This window comes from Pseudonocardia sp. KRD291 (assembly GCF_019263595.1).
In the GTDB taxonomy this organism is placed as follows: domain Bacteria; phylum Actinomycetota; class Actinomycetes; order Mycobacteriales; family Pseudonocardiaceae; genus Pseudonocardia.
Map to the genome: position 1 here is coordinate 1 of NZ_JADQDD010000179.1, position 12,849 is coordinate 12,849.

A 12,849-nucleotide genomic window follows, 5' to 3' on the forward strand; every position below is an offset into this window, starting at 1 on the left:
CCGTCGGATCGCGGACCGGATCTGTCCGCATTGGGTCATAACGTCGTGGTCATCGGGTCGGGGACGACCCCGGACCGGCACGACGAAAGGGCACCGACCATGAGCACCGCATCCGCCACCGAGCTCGTCGACCAGATCAACGAGGCCGCCTCCGGCGTCGAGCTGAGCGGGGAGCGCGCCGTGGTGCGCGAGACCCTGGCCAAGCACCGCACGCTGCTGCGCTACACGGTGCGCGAGCTCTCCGACGACGACGCCCGCCGTCGCGCCACGACCAGCGCGCTGACCCTGGCCGGCCTGCTCAAGCACGTGATCGACGTCGAGGAGGGCTGGGTCGACTTCATCCTCACCGGCGTCGTGGCCGGCGCCGAGAACTGGGAGACGTGGACCGCCGACGACGGCGCGGGCGATGAGATGCGTGACGACTTCACCCTCGGCCCGGACGACACGGTGGCGAGCCTGCTCGCCCGCTACACCGAGGTCGCCGCCCGCACCGACGAGCTGGTCGCCACCGTCGACCTGGACCTGTCGCACCGGCTCCCGCCGGCACCGTGGTTCCCGGGCGAGGCGCACTGGTCGGCCCGTCACGTGTTCGCGCACATCATCGGCGAGACCGCCCAGCACAGCGGCCACGCCGACATCATCCGCGAGTCCCTGGACGGCCAGAAGTCGATGGGCTGACGGCCCCGCCGGCCCGGCAGGAACCTGGGGCGGCGGACGCGGGCCCGCGCCGTCTCCCGCGCGCTCGGCATCGGTACGCGCGCGCGGCCGAGGTCGCGTCGGCGAACTCAGCGCGCGTCGGCGAACTCAGCGCGCGTCGCCGGCGTCGGCGGCGTCGGCGGTGCGGGTGATCGTCTGCAGGGGGCCGTCCAGGTCGCCGGGGACGGCGCCGGGGGTCAGCAAGACCGGGAGCTCGATGCCGGCCGCGTGCAGGGCCGCGGCCCTCGACGCCACGACCGCACCGTCGCCGACCGCGCAGAGGTGGTGCACGGCCCCGTCCGGGACCAGCGCCAGGGCGCCGGCACGGTCCCCGTCCTGCCAGAGCCCGGTGGCGCGGTCCAGCTCGGCGAACGCCCCGGCGAAGGAGTCTCGGTGCGTCGGCACCATCGCGTACTGCAGGACCAGACGGCGCATCCGCGCCATCGCCTCGTCCGTGCGGTCGCCGGCGTAGGCCCAGTACGAGGCCATCGCCCACACGCTGCCCGGTTCCCGCCCGGCCTCGCGCTCCCCCTCCCGGACGTGCGCCAGCCGGGCGGCCACCTCGTCCGGCGGGCACCAGGTCACGAACACCCCGTCCGCGATCCTCCCGGCCAGTCGCAGCATCCGCGGGTTCATCGCGGCCAGCACGATCGGCGGCGGCTGCGCCGGCAGCAGGGACGCGCGGAACCCGTGCGTGCGCGGGTGCTCGACGTGCACCCGCTCCCCCGCCCAGGCCGAGCGCAGGGCGGCGACGTAGCCCTGCACCGTCGCCAGCGGGGCGTCGAAGTCCCGGCCGTGCCAGTCCCGCACGACCATCGGGCTGCTCGCGCCGATCCCGGCCAGGACCCGGCCCGGGGCGGCCGAGGCCAGCGTCGCGAACCCCATCGCGGCCAGCGCGGGCGAGCGCGGGTAGACCGACGCGATCCCGGTGCCGAGCCGGACCCGCGACGTGCTCGCCGCGAGCACCCCGAGCAGCGAGAACACCTCCGGCCCGGCCACCTCACCGGCCCAGACGGAGTCGTAGCCGGCGTCCTCGGCGGCCCGCGCGAGACGCACGTAGTCCGGCACCCCCAGCCCGTCGTCGACCGGCATCGTGACCCCGAGCCTCACCGAGCCCCACCCCACGCCGGCGACGCCGCCAACGGGCCCTTCGGGACCCCCTCGTGAGCGAGGGGACCCCTGGGGACACCGTGCCGGCGGCCGGGGCCGGTCCGCCCACCCCGCATCCTCGCTGCGAGGGGACCCTTCGGGGCCCTCCGGGGAGCGAGGGGGGCCCTTCGGGACACCGGCGTGGTGCGTGGCGCTCACCCGCGGACCTGTCGGGCCACCAGCCGGGTGTCGTACCAGGTGGTGACGCGCGCGATCAGGCCGTCGCGGACGTCGAACACGTCGAGGGCGTCGAAGCGGACCGGGCGGCCGTCGGCCAGGGTGCCGGTGAACGCGATGTCACAGACGATCGCGTCACCGCCGGCGTCGTCGACGCCGGAGACCCACCGGGTCACCCGGTCGTCGTGGGTGGCGTAGGCGGACAGGACCTTCGGGAAGTGCGCGAGCGCCGCGTCGCGCCCGACGACCGGCTCGGCGCCGACGGTGTGGATCTCCACGTCCGCCGCGAACACCGCCGCGAGGTCGTCGAAGGAGTCGGAGTTGACGGCCGCGAAGTACCCCTCGACCGCCGCCCTGCCGTCGGCCGGCGGGCTCACGACCCGACCAGCTTCTTCAACTCGGCCATCGCCTCGAACGACCACTTCGCCAGCGACGGGTCGCCGAACGCGGTGATGTTCCACATCACCAGGTGTTCCAACCCGGCCTCCCGGTACTCGTGGAGCTCCTCGGCCACCTGCTCGGGCGTCCCGCAGAACGCGTAGTGGCGCACCACCTCGGGCGGGATCGCGTCGATGATCCGCAACGACTCCGCGCGCTCGATCGTGGACGGGATGAAGTCGTGGAACCCGGACCCGCCCGGTCCCCCGTCGAGGGGCGGCTCGACACCCAGGTCGCGGAACACCTGCGAGGGCAGCAGCACGCACAGCGCGCGGACCAGGGGCGCCTCGGTGAGCCGGCGGACCGTCTCCTCGTCGGGGCCCATCAGGATGTAGCCGAGCATCCCCGGGGTGATCTTCGCCGGGTCCCGGTCGGCGTCCTGGGCGGCCTGGTGGATCGTGGTCAAGGACTTGCCGTAGTCCGGCGCGGTCATCTTCGTGGGCAGCCAGCCGTCGGCCTTGGTGCCGGTCAGGCGCAGCATCCGCGGGCCGTGTGCGGCCGTCCAGATCTCCGGAGGTTCCGCGCCGTACGGGGAGAGTCCGAGCACCGCGGAGTCGAGGGTGTGGAACTGCCCGGAGTAGCTCACCGGGCCGTCGGCCTCCCAGAGCAGGCGCATCACGTCGATGCCCTCGGAGAGCTTCGCGACGGGCTTGTCGAAGCTCATCCCGTACGGCGTCACGTTGAGCTTCTCGCCGCTGCCCAGGCCGATGATCGCCCGGCCCTGCGTGACGTGGTCCAGGGTCAGCGCCGTCGACGCGGCCATCGCCGGGTTGCGCCGGATCAGGTCCGTGACGACCACGCCGACCTTGATCCGCGACGTCTGCGCCCCGACCACGCCCATCATGATCATCGGGTCGAAGTAGGTGTGCGGGTTGGCCTGGACGTCGGCCAGCGGCGTCAGGTCCGGCGTCCACATCGTGTCGGGGTGCCAGCCCATCAGGTGGTCCGGCCACCAGACGGCGTCGTAGCCGTCGGCCTCGCTGCGCTGAGCGAAGCGCACGGCGCGGTCGGCCGGCGGCATGATCTGCCCCGGCACCCCCAGCTGCAGGCGGTTCATTCAGTACCTCCACCCGTCGCCGAAGGTCGGGATCCGGAAGCCGAGGTAGTCCTCGACGCACGTCAGGGCCGCGCGGGCGGCGCGGTCGGTGCCGACCCCGCGGCTGCGGAACGTCTCGGAGGCGAACCACAGGCCCTCGACGTTCGGCGCGCGCCAGTGCGGGCGGTACCTCCCGACCAGCCCGGGCATCTGGATCACCCCGAAGCTGGGCTCGAACACCAGGTGCCTGCGCCGCCAGATCGGCTTCGCCATGCCCGGCCACATCGTCTCGACGTCGTGCTCGAAGGCCTGCATCGTGTCGCGGCACCACTGGGTGTCGCGGCCCTTCGCCCCGGGGATGATCGCGCCCATCACGTGCAGGTGGGTGCCCTCCGGCGAGCACGACGGGTCCATCGCGGACTGGTCGAACATGAACCCGGAGCAGTCCGTCGACGGCGTCGCGGTCCACGTCGCGAGCTCGCGCGGGTCGAACCGGGTGACCGGCTCCTCGGTCGCGAGGTAGAGCCCCAGCCAGGCGATCCGGAACTTGTCCTGGGCCAGGAACTCGATCTGGCTCGCGTACCACTCGGGCAGCTCGCGCCGGGGCACCACGTCCAGCACGTTCCACACCGGCAGCGTGGAGATCACGGCGTCGGCCTCGAGGATCTCCTCCTCGAAGAACTCGTTCGGGAGCACCTTCGGCTCGCGCCCCACGGCCACGCCCTTCACGGCGCCGTTCTCGATCACGACCCGCTGCACCGACGTCCCGAGCCGCAGCTCGCCGCCGTGGGAGGTGATCGCGTCGGCGAGGTCGCGCCAGATCCCGTCCCACCCCTGGCCGGGCCAGCACGAGTAGGCGGCGGTGCCCCGCTCCTCGAAGTGCATCTTGCGGACGTAGAGGTTGTCGCTTGCCGAGTGGTCGTACCAGTTGTCGGTCATGCACTCGAGCACCGAGATGAACTCGAACAGGTCCACGACGCCCTGGTCGTCGGTGTACTGGTGGATCCACTCGCGCAGCGACCGGTCGTCCCAGTCGTCGAGGTCCTCGTAGGGGGTGTTGACCAGGGCCTTGATGACCTTCTTCAGCTCGGTGCGGTCGGTGTAGCGGTCCCGGATCGAGCCCCAGCCCGTGCCGTTCTCCCAGATCGGCATGTCGTTGCTGACCTCGCCGTGGACCAGCTCCTTGCCGACGTGTTCGAACACCTTCGTGATGCCCGACCCGCCGTCCTCGATCAGGTGCCCGCCCAGGTTGACGGTGAAGCCCTCGTCCGGGACGGCCATCGCGCGCCCGCCCAGGTGCGGGCTGCGGTCGAGCACGACGACCCGTTTGCCCTCCTTGGCCAGCAGCGCCCCGGCCGTCAGCCCGGCGGCCCCGGCCCCGATCACCACGACGTCGTAGCTGGGCATGATGCTCCGATCCGCGCGTCTACCAAACGACCGTTTTACACTGTCACGGCGTCGGCGGCGGCGCAAGCAACGTCGCCGTCCCGGACAGTGCCCGAGCTCCGCCGGTGACGTCCAGCCACACCTCGCAGTCGATCTCTTCCCCGCCGTCGCCCTGCCGGACCGCGGTCACCGTCCCGCCGGCGACGACGCGGTCCCCGGCGTGCACGTTGGCCAGGAACCGGAACGAGGTGGCGCGGACCCGGTCCACGCCACCCGCGGCCCGGGCGAGCATGGTCTGGACGTAGCCCATGTTGATCGGCCCCTGGTTGACCACCCGGTCGCCCAACCCGTGCCGGGCCGCCTCGCCCGGCTCCAGATGGATCATGTTCGGGTCCCGGAGCAGGGCGGCCATCGTCTTCATCCGCTCCGGGTCGACCGACTCCACGACGAGTTCGGGGAGCGCGTCGCCGACGTTCACGAGCGGCGCGGGAAGACGTAGGTCGGGCGGACCGTCGCGTGCCGGGCCCGGTCCGGTCCGTCGAGCCCGATCTCGACGGTGGCCAGGTCGAACACCCCGGTGCGGGCACCCCGCTTGCGCGCGACGCCCGCCACCTCGCAGGTCACGTCGTAGTCGACGCCGGTGCGCAGCGGACGGGTGAAGTCCACCGACCACTCGCCCAGCATCGGCCCGTCCTGCGACCGCGCGCCGAACAGGGCGAACACCTCCTCCAGCTCCAGCCCGACGTTGCCCTGCGCGACGAGGAACGCGACGGCCGGGTGCACCGCGTCCTCGCCGGGCGCGCGCTGCGGCGCCCCGACGACGTCGCGCGTCAGCCAGTCGACGTAGGGCTCGATCCGGGCCCGCCCACCGGGTAGGCGGCGCCCGACCAGCGCGGACAGCTCGTCCTCGGTGATCACTGCCGCGAGCCTCCCCGACGTCGGTCTTGTCCACCTTCGCCGCACCTCGGTAGCTTGTCAAACGACCGTTAGACAGGCTGGAAGGACCCGCGCCGATGCCGGACCCCACCGTCCCCGACCTGCTCGACGCCCGCGCCGCCGACACCCCCGGACAGGGCGTCGTGTTCCCGGACGGCCGCGCGTCCTATGCCGAGCTGGCCGTGCAGGTGGGGCGGGTCGCGCGCGGGCTCTGGGCCCTCGGCGTCCGCCCCGGCGACCCGGTCGGTCTGCTGCTGCACGGCGGCATGGACAGCATGCGGTTCTGGCTCGCGGCGAGCGCGATCGGCGCGGTCACGGTGCCGCTCAACGTCCGCCTGCGCCCCCGCGAGATCGCCTACGTGATCTCCGACGCCGGGCTGCGCGTGCTGGTCACGACGTCCGCGTTCGAGCCGGTGCTCGACGGCGCGGAGCCGGACACCGTCGTCGTCCTCGACCGCGACGCCGACTCCGGCGGCTGTCTGGGCGCCTCGACGTTCGACGCGGCCGCGGCGGGCACCGACCCGGGCGGCCCGGGCGCGGCCCGCGCCGCGCTGACCGCGGACGACCCGAACCTCATGCTCTACACCTCCGGCACCACGTCGCGTCCGCGCGGCTGCGTGCACACCCACCACTCGCTCGTCGCCGAGGGCGAGGCCGTCGCCGAGCGCCTGCAGCTCACCGCCGAGGACCGGTTCTGGACGCCGCTGCCGATGTTCCACTGCGGCGGATTCGACGTCGCGCTGGCCGCGCTGGCCGGGCGCTGCGGGTTCGTGCACGTCGGCACCTTCGAACCCGGGCGCGCGCTGCGCCAGCTCGTCGACGAGCGGTGCACCGTCGGGTTCCCGGCGTTCGAGACGATCTGGCTGCCGGTCCTCGACCACCCGGACTTCGCCTCCGCCGACCTGTCCGCGCTCCGGATGGTGATCAACGTCGGTGCCCCGGAACGGATGCGGTCGATGCAGGCCCGGCTGCCGCGGGCGGTGCAGCTGTCGTGCCTGGGGATGACCGAGTCGTTCGGGTTCTGCTGCGTCGGCTCCCCGGACGACCCGGCCGAGGTCCGCGCGACGACCAGCGGCCGGCCGCTGCGCCACATGGAGGCGATGGTCGTGGACCCGGAGACCGGCGTCGAGGTCGCGCCGGGGGTGCCGGGCGAGTTCCGCTTCCGCGGCGGGTCGCGCCTGTCGCACTACCACCGGGACCCGGAGCTGACCGCGCTCCGGATCGACGGGGCCGGCTGGTTCGCCTCCGGTGACCAGGTGGTCGCGGACGCAGAAGGCCGGCTGCGGTTCCTGACCCGGCTCGGCGACATCCTCAAGGTGGGCGGGGAGAACGTCGCCGCCGCCGAGATCGAGGGCTTCCTGTCCGAGCACCCGGCGGCCGGCATCGTGGCGGTCGTCGGCGCCCCGGACGCGCGCTACGGGGAGGTGCCGGCCGCGTTCGTGCAGCTGCGGCCCGGCGCCTCTGCCACCGAGGCCGAGCTGATCGCGTTCTGCCTCGGTGCCGTGGCCACCTACAAGGTCCCGCGCTACGTGCGGTTCGTCGACGAGTGGCCGATGTCCGGGACCAAGGTGCAGAAGTTCCGTCTGCGCGCCCTGATCGCCGACGAGCTGGCGCGCCGCGGCGTCACCGAGGCGCCCCGGATGACGGCCCCGCCGGTGAGGGCCCCGCGGGTGCCGGCGACGGGTCAGTCGCCGGCCTGAGCCCCGACCGGCACCGGCTGCGAGAGCACGGCCGCCTGCTCCGCCAGCGCCCGGCGCCTGCGGCGCAGCAACCACGCCGCGGTGCCGAGGACCCCGATCGAGCCGAGCACGACCCATCCGGCGACACCGAACGTGCGCTCGAACCACAACGCCGAGCCCCGGGCGCCGAAACCGACCGCGACGTGCACGGTCGACCACAGCAGCGCCCCGACGAGGCTGGCCGGCAGGAACCGGCGCAGCGCCAGCCCGGAGGCACCGGCCGCGGCCGGGGTCAGGGTGCGCACCACCGGCAGGAAGCGCGCGCCGAGCACCGCCCACGCGCCGTGGCGCCGCAGGATCTCGCCCGTCCGGTCCCACTGGTCCCTACCGACCTTCCCGACCAGCTTCGACGCCCGCAGGCGCGGCCCGAAACGGCGGCCGAGCAGGTAGCCGACCAGGTCGCCGCCCGCGGCGGCCACGGCCACGACCGGGACGGTCACGACGGCCGCGCGCAGGTCCGGCAGCGCGACCGCGGCGGCGACGAGGACCGACTCGCCGGGGAGCACGAGGCCCAGCCCGATCGTGGTCTCGCCGAGTGCGGCGGCCGCGGCCACCAGGATCACGATCCAGGTGGGGATGCCGGCCAGCAGGTCGAGGACGTAGGCGAGCAGGAGGTGCTCCTCGGTCGGCCTGCCGGGGGCAGCAGGGGCGCGTCGCGGACTCCCCGACGGTACCGACGGTCCGGATCAATCCGGCAATTCGGGTCCGAATCCGGGGGCCTGCCCTACCCGGTGGGCGCGCGCAGCCTGGGTGCCTCGGTGATGCCCGCCCCGGCCAGCTCGGCGGCGATCCGCTCGCGCAGGACGAATTTCTTGATCTTCGTACCGGACATCGGGTAGCCGTCCACGAAGCGGACGTAGCGCGGCACCCGGTAGGTCGCGATCCGGCCCAGGCAGAACGCGATCAGCTCCTGCTCGGTCGCCGTCGCGCCCGGCGCGAGCACCACGTACGCGGCCGGGACCTCCACGTAGCGCGCGTCCGGCGCGGCCACCACCGCGACCATGTCGACGGCCGGGTGCCCGAGCAGGAAGCCCTCCACCTCGGCCGCGGCGACGTTCTCGCCGCCGACCTTGAGCATGTCCTTGAGCCGGGAGCGGAACGACAGCCTGCCCTCGGCGTCGGCGACGACCAGGTCCCCGCTGTGGAACCAGCCGTCGTCGTCGAACACGGCCGCGGTCTGCTCCGGGTCGCGGAAGTACCCGTCGAACGCGTTGGGGCCGCGGAAGAGCAGCTCGCCGAGCGTCCCGGGCGCGACGTCGAGCCCGGTCCCCGGGTCCACGACGCGGCAGCGCATGCCCGGCATCGGGTGCCCGCCGGTGGTGGCGCGGGCCTCCGGCGGGTCGTCGAGGCGGTTGAGCGTCAGGAACGCCGACGACTCGGTCATCGCCACGCAGGACACGTGCGTCGCGCCCGGCAGCCGCGACGCCATGTCGCGCAGCCGCTCCGGCACGCCGACGGCCATCACGACCCGGATCCGGGACAGGTCGAACCCGGCGAAGTCGGGCCGGTTCAGCACCGGCATCCAGATCGTCTCGAACGCGGCCAGCGCCACCGTGACGCGCTCGTCGCGCAGGTACTCACACGTCGTCGACGGGTCGAAGAAGCCCGGGTGCACGAACGTCGCGCCGGCCGCCAGGCAGCTCAGCGCGAACGTGATGCCGCCGCCGTGGAACAGCGGGATCGCCGTCCACACGCGGTCGCCGGGGGTGTAGCCGAGGCGGTCGCCGATGCCGGTCGCGAGCCGCACCAGGGCCTCGTGGGAGAGCATCGCGCCCTTCGGCGCGGCGGTCGTGCCCGAGGTGTAGACGATCACCGCGGTGTCCCGGACCCGGACCGACTCCTGCTCCGAGGAGACGTCGGCGTCCGGCACCGCGCCCGCGGCCAGCCGGGTCGCGCCGGTGCATCCGGGGTGCTCGCTCCAGGGGAGCAGCACGTGCCGCAGCTCCGGCGCCCCGGCGCAGGCGAGCTCGCCCGCGGTCTGCCCGGCCAGGTCCGGCAGCGTCTCCTGCACCAGCGGGAGGTAGTCGGTCGCGGTCACCAGCACCGCCATCCCGGAGTGGACGACGATCTGGCGCAGCTCGGTGGAGCGGAAGCGCGCGTTCACCGGCACCGCGACCGCGCCCAGCTTGACGGCGGCGAGCAGCGTCGCGACCAGGTCGACCGAGGCCGGCAGCAGGATCCCGACCCGGTCGCCGCGGCCCACCCCGAGCCCGGCCAGCCCCCGGGCGAGCTCCTGCGCCCGGTCGGCGAGCTGCCGGTAGGTCGCGCGCCCCGGGGGTGAGCCCGCGCCGTCGGCGCCGTCCGGGAAGACGAGCGCCTCGCCGTCCGGGCGCTCGTCGGCGCGCCGGTCCACGAGGTCGCCCAGGGTCGAGACCTCGATCCAGCGGCGTTCCGCCTGCCCGGCGGGAACCCGGTCCCGCGCCCGCTCGATGCTCGGTGCCACGGTGCGACCTCCTCCCGACGGACGGAACTGCTCGGCGCCGAGGATTCTCGCCACCCGTTTCCCGCAACGTCTACCCGCCGTTTGGTGGTTGCTTTCCGGCGGGCCCGTCGCGCCCGGCCGGAGGCGTTGTGCAGGAAAGGATCGTGCTGGTAGCAATGACGGCGCCGGGCGAGGTGACGGCGGCAGCGTGGCCGCCGTCGTCCGGCATCCGCGGAGGTCTTCTCATGGGACGCATGGACGGCAAGGTCGCACTGGTCACGGGCGCGGCACGGGGGCAGGGGCGTTCGCACGCGCTGCGGCTGGCCCAGGAGGGCGCCGACATCATCGGCGTCGACCTGTGCAAACAGATCGACACCGTGCCGTACCCGATGGCGGTGCCCGGCGACCTGGAGGAGACGGTCGGCAGGATCGAGGAGCTGGACCGCCGGATCGTCGCCCGCGAGGCCGACGTGCGCAGCAGCGAGCAGCTCAGGGCCGCCGTCGACGAGGGCCTGTCGCAGTTCGGCCACATCGACGTCGTCTGCGCGAACGCCGGGATCTTCTCCACCGCGCCCTACACCGAGATCACCGACCAGCTCTGGGACGACATGATCGCGGTCAACCTGACCGGGGTGTTCCGCACCGTGCAGGCGGTGCTGCCGCACATGATCGAACGCGGGCAGGGCGGCTCGGTCATCATGACCAGCTCGACCGCCGGGATCATGGGATTCGGCAACTTCGCGCACTACACCGCGGCCAAGCACGGCGTCGTCGGCCTGATGCGCACGCTCGTGCAGGAGGTCTCCGCGCACAACATCCGGGTGAACACCGTGCACCCGACCTCGGTGAACACCGACATGATCCAGAACCCGGCGATGTACTCGCTGATGAGCCCGGACAACCCCACCAAGGACGGGTTCGGCGCGGCGTTCACGTCGATGAACGCGCTGCCGATCCCGTGGGTGGAGCCGGTGGACATCTCCAACGCCGTGCTGTTCCTGGCCTCGGACGAGTCCCGCTACGTCACCGGCCAGCAGCTCAAGGTCGACGCCGGCTTCTGCGAGAAGACAGGATGAGTGCGTGACGTCGACGACCACCGAGAGCTCCACCGGCCGGGCCCGCCGCGACGCGATCGCGGAGAGCCTGGTCGGGCGCCGCCGCGAGCTCGACCTCGTCCTCGCCGCGGTGACGGCCGGGCGCGACATCCTGCTCGAGGGCCCGCCGGGCACCGGCAAGTCCACCGTGCTGCGCGCCATCACCGGCAACTGGGGGATCCCGTTCGTGCTGGTGGAGGGCAACGCCGAGCTGACCCCGGCGCGCCTGGTCGGGCACCACAACCCGGCCCGGGTGCTGCGCGAGGACTACTCGTCGGACAACTTCGTCGCCGGTCCGCTGGTGGAGGCGATGCGCTCGGGCGGGTTCCTCTACATCGAGGAGCTCAACCGGGCCCCGGAGGACACGCTCAACGTGCTGCTGGCCTCGATGGCCGAGCGCGAGGTGGCCGTCCCCCGGGTCGGGACGATCGCGGCCGAGCCCACGTTCCGGGTGCTGGCCTCGATGAACCCCTTCGACAACGTCGGCACGGCGCGGATCTCGGACTCGGTCTACGACCGGTGGTGCCGCCTGGCCGTCGGCTACCAGGACGAGTCCGAGGAGGTCGGGATCGTCGCGGTCCGCACGGGCAGCGAGGACCGGAAGCTGATCGGCGACGCGGTGGCGATCACCCGGGCGACCCGGTCGCACCCGGAGCTGCGCCGCGGTTCCAGCGTGCGCGGGGCGATCGACATGGTCGCGATCGCCGTCGAGCTGGAGAAGCTGGGCACCTACTCCTCCCGGGAGAACCTGGTGCTCGACGCGGCGCTGCTGTCGCTCTCGGCGCGGGTCGGGGTGGACGAGGCGTCCGAGGCCGGCCCGGAACAGGTGATCACCGAGATCTGGGAGAACCATTTTTTCTCCTCCCCCGGCGGGCAGCGCCGGGTCCGCACCGCCTGAACGTCGACAACGCCGTCTCGCTGCCCACCGCACAGAGCGATGAGAGACGCACACTGGAGCCGTTGCGCCGCAAGCCCAAGCAGCTGCGCGAGGCACCGTCGCTGTTCTCCGACGGGTCGGGGCCGCCGGTCGTGGTCGACCTCGGGGACACCCGCGGCGACGGCGTCGCCGACATCGAGTCCGCCGGCGGGCAGGGGCTGCTCGTCACGTCCCAGTCCGCGACCCTCCGCGGGCTCGACGAGCTGCTCGAGGACCGGACGCCGGACCGTGAGGTGGCCCGGATGGCGCAGGGGATCGCGCGCCGGCTCGCGATCCGCAGGCGCCCGCGCGACCCGCGGGCCGAGCGCGGCGCCGGGAAGCTGGCCTCGGTCCCCTACCGATACCGCAGCGACGACATCGACCTCGACCGCACGATCGAGGTCCTGGCCGAGCGACCGGTGCCCGAGGACACCGACATCGTCGTCCGCGAGCGGATGCGGTCGCGCCGGGCGGCCGTCCTGATCGTCGACGTGTCCGGGTCGATGCGCGGGGAGAAGGTGCGGATCGCCGCGGCCACCGTCGCCGCGCTGTCCGCGGACCTGGCGGACGACCAGCTCGCGCTCGTCGCGTTCTGGTCCGACGCCGCCGTGCTCAAGCCGCTCGAGACGCGGGTGGCGCCGTCGAAGCTGCTCGACCGGCTGCTACGGATCCCGGCCCGGGGACTGACCAACGTCGGTTTCGGGCTCTCGGTCGCGCACGCCGAGCTCAACCGATCCTCCGCGCGGCGCCGGACCGCGGTGCTGCTCACCGACGCGGTGCACAATGCGGGCCCGGACCCCCGCGAGATCGCGCGGCGCTTCGGCGAGCTGCACGTGCTCTGCGAGACCGACGGCGAGCAC

General features: G+C 73.4%; 13 protein-coding genes. 5 read left to right on the forward strand and 8 right to left on the reverse strand.

What is annotated here, in order from left to right; translation table 11 throughout:
- Positions 1-99: 99 nt before the first annotated feature.
- Positions 100-678, forward strand: a complete 579-nt coding sequence (locus I4I78_RS21705) for a DinB family protein (protein WP_218613300.1) — start codon at positions 100-102, stop codon at positions 676-678.
- 126 nt (positions 679-804) lie between these two features.
- On the opposite strand, the gene I4I78_RS21710 is transcribed toward I4I78_RS21705, so the two are convergent.
- The 6 genes from I4I78_RS21710 to I4I78_RS33910 all read right to left on the reverse strand — a co-directional run bounded on the left by I4I78_RS21710 (position 805) and on the right by I4I78_RS33910 (position 5,800).
- Positions 805-1,806: an LLM class flavin-dependent oxidoreductase gene (locus tag I4I78_RS21710; RefSeq protein WP_218613301.1), complete on the reverse strand. Its 1,002-nt coding sequence runs from the start codon at positions 1,804-1,806 to the stop codon at positions 805-807.
- 194 nt (positions 1,807-2,000) lie between these two features.
- Positions 2,001-2,399 (reverse strand): nuclear transport factor 2 family protein, encoded by a 399-nt coding sequence (locus tag I4I78_RS21715; protein ID WP_218613302.1) that lies wholly within the window; start codon positions 2,397-2,399, stop codon positions 2,001-2,003.
- The gene (locus I4I78_RS21720) at positions 2,396-3,517 is read right to left on the reverse strand and encodes an LLM class flavin-dependent oxidoreductase (protein ID WP_218613303.1); all 1,122 of its coding nucleotides are present in this window, start codon (positions 3,515-3,517) and stop codon (positions 2,396-2,398) included. Before I4I78_RS21720 ends, I4I78_RS21715 begins: the two co-directional genes overlap by 4 nt.
- Positions 3,518-4,903, reverse strand: a complete 1,386-nt coding sequence (locus tag I4I78_RS21725; protein ID WP_218613304.1) for an NAD(P)/FAD-dependent oxidoreductase — start codon at positions 4,901-4,903, stop codon at positions 3,518-3,520.
- A gap of 43 nt (positions 4,904-4,946) precedes the next feature.
- Entirely contained in the window at positions 4,947-5,360 is a 414-nt protein-coding gene (locus I4I78_RS33905) for a MaoC family dehydratase (protein WP_308252283.1), read from the reverse strand.
- Positions 5,357-5,800, reverse strand: a complete 444-nt coding sequence (locus I4I78_RS33910; RefSeq protein WP_218613305.1) for a hypothetical protein — start codon at positions 5,798-5,800, stop codon at positions 5,357-5,359. Before I4I78_RS33910 ends, I4I78_RS33905 begins: the two co-directional genes overlap by 4 nt.
- A gap of 95 nt (positions 5,801-5,895) precedes the next feature.
- Between I4I78_RS33910 and I4I78_RS21740 the strand changes: the two genes are divergently transcribed.
- Positions 5,896-7,518: a class I adenylate-forming enzyme family protein gene (locus I4I78_RS21740; RefSeq protein ID WP_218613306.1), complete on the forward strand. Its 1,623-nt coding sequence runs from the start codon at positions 5,896-5,898 to the stop codon at positions 7,516-7,518.
- On the opposite strand, the gene I4I78_RS21745 is transcribed toward I4I78_RS21740, so the two are convergent.
- On the reverse strand, positions 7,503-8,111 hold the full coding sequence (locus I4I78_RS21745; RefSeq protein WP_218613307.1) for a DedA family protein: 609 nt from the start codon (positions 8,109-8,111) through the stop codon (positions 7,503-7,505). The two genes, I4I78_RS21740 and I4I78_RS21745, sit on opposite strands and share 16 nt — an antisense overlap.
- Before the next feature lie 170 nt (positions 8,112-8,281).
- Positions 8,282-10,000 carry an AMP-binding protein gene (locus tag I4I78_RS21750; protein WP_218613308.1) on the reverse strand — a complete coding sequence of 573 codons (1,719 nt, stop codon included), beginning with the start codon at positions 9,998-10,000 and terminating at the stop codon, positions 8,282-8,284.
- Between the two features lie 224 nt (positions 10,001-10,224).
- Between I4I78_RS21750 and I4I78_RS21755 the strand changes: the two genes are divergently transcribed.
- The 3 genes from I4I78_RS21755 to I4I78_RS32950 form a co-directional block, all read left to right on the forward strand.
- Positions 10,225-11,055 (forward strand): mycofactocin-coupled SDR family oxidoreductase, encoded by an 831-nt coding sequence (locus tag I4I78_RS21755; RefSeq protein WP_218613309.1) that lies wholly within the window; start codon positions 10,225-10,227, stop codon positions 11,053-11,055.
- Between the two features lie 4 nt (positions 11,056-11,059).
- The gene (locus tag I4I78_RS21760; RefSeq protein WP_218613310.1) at positions 11,060-11,971 is read left to right on the forward strand and encodes a MoxR family ATPase; all 912 of its coding nucleotides are present in this window, start codon (positions 11,060-11,062) and stop codon (positions 11,969-11,971) included.
- Positions 11,972-12,033: 62 nt separating this feature from the next.
- The coding region (locus I4I78_RS32950; protein ID WP_226380189.1) for a VWA domain-containing protein at positions 12,034-12,849 on the forward strand (816 nt) is incomplete at its 3' end.